2 protein-coding genes are annotated in these 1,760 nt (G+C 30.3%); both read left to right on the top strand.

Features of this window, described 5'->3' with window-relative positions; all coding sequences use genetic code 11:
• Positions 1 to 208: 208 nt before the first annotated feature.
• Entirely contained in the window at positions 209 to 721 is a 513-nt protein-coding gene (locus WBQ70_RS06810; RefSeq protein WP_423912096.1) for a hypothetical protein, read from the top strand.
• A gap of 188 nt (positions 722 to 909) precedes the next feature.
• Positions 910 to 1,596, top strand: coding sequence for an Abi-alpha family protein (locus WBQ70_RS06805; protein ID WP_423912093.1), 687 nt, complete (start codon positions 910 to 912; stop codon positions 1,594 to 1,596).
• The last annotated feature ends 164 nt before the right edge of the window (positions 1,597 to 1,760 follow it).

Below are 1,760 nucleotides of genomic sequence, written 5' to 3'. Positions count from 1 at the left end.
CGCCTGCTAACACACGTCTTGCGCCATTTGCGAATTTAGTGGAATTACCGTTTTTAAATCGTATTTTCGTTAAGCCGAAAATACTCGTCTTCGTAAGTCGCAAACGGCGCAAGGTGCGAGAACGTTAGCAGTAATGCGGTTGGACGAAAAAAAACACAAAAAACTAATATTATTTTTCCAAAAAGGTAACATATAACAAATAGAAAATATGCAAATAAAATACATACCAAGTAAAGGAATTATAATTGATGATAATGAAATATATTGGAATGAAAAACGAAGCATAATAAGAAATTATCTAGAAAACAAACATCAAGAAGATGATAGCATTATCACAATGGATGCATATTTTGAAGGTGAAGAACCGAAAATATTTAATCAAAAAAGAGATATTTATCAAAATTTTCATTCCGAAGAAAATCTATTTTTTTTAAGTTACGATGAAAATGATGAGTTAATAGAATTTGAATTTCATATTGATATTGATGTTCAAATTGAAAATATTAATATAAAATCGGGACAAGAATTAGCCGAAATTATCAATAACTTTGAAACTAATTCTCATAAAGTCTTTGAAATTGAACAAGGTAATTATCTAATTCCTTCTCTAAAAATTAGTTTGATGGATGATGAATATATGGGTGGAGATAGCGAAAATACACTTTCATATTTTTACGTTGCAAAAGACATTTCTCATTTAGAAGAAGAAATAATTGAATAAAAAACGAAAGCACTACTGCTAACACACGTCTTGCGCCATTTGCGAATTTAGTGGAATTATCGTTTTTATATCGTATTTTCGTTTAGCCGAAAATACTCGTCTTCGTAAGTCGCAAACGGCGCAAGGTGCGAGAACGTTAGCGGTCAGTTTAGCGCAAAACGGGAGAAATCGCAATTAAATAAGCAAAAATGAGTACAGAAAACAAAACTGAAATAGCAAATGGAATTGGTATTGCTTCAGAAAAAGCGTTAGACTTTGTTGAAAAGTTAATTGCTGGACCTCTAATGGAAGGAACAGGTATATTCACTGATAAAGTGAATTTTTGGAGATTTAAAAACCGAATAAATATAATCCTAAAAGCAAAAGAATTTTTAAAAAGTAAAGGAATTGAAGTGCCTAAAAAAATTCCAATAAAAGACTTAACAACCTTGTTAGAATATGCTTCATTTGAAGAAGAAGAAATTATGCAAGATAGTTGGGCTAAATTATTAGCCAACACTTTAGACCCAAAAAATCAATTTAATGCTTGTCATATTTTCAGTCAATTATTAAATCAATTATCAGTTAATGAATTTTATCTTTTAAATTTTATTTATTCAAGGTGTTTCTTAATGTCCAGTGAAGATAGACCGTATTTTGAAAAAGCAGAATTGGTTAGAAAAAGTTCCACAGATTATCAAACAACAATTCTATTAATTGACAACTTATTAAGATTAAGACTAATAGAGGAAAAACCACCAAAATTAAAAAATAATTCTGGAACAATGTATTTATACACAGAAGACGAAGAAATTCCTGAAAATGAAATAATATCTTCTGAATCTTTTAGATTAACAAAATTTGGAGTAGAATTAATACGACAAATTACAAATTAAAATATCAAAAAGAAAAAAACCGAACCGCTAACACACGTCTTGCGCCATTTGCGAATTTAGTGGAATTACCGTTTTTTATCGTATTTTCGTTTAGCCGAAAATACTCGTCTTCGTAAGTCGCAAACGGCGCAAGGCGCGAGAACGTGTGTGACTTGAACAACAAC

Source organism: Flavobacterium sp. (genome assembly GCF_049590715.1).
GTDB lineage: Bacteria > Bacteroidota > Bacteroidia > Flavobacteriales > Flavobacteriaceae > Flavobacterium.
Note: the sequence above shows the minus strand (reverse complement) of the source record. Positions and strands in the feature narration are given on the sequence as shown.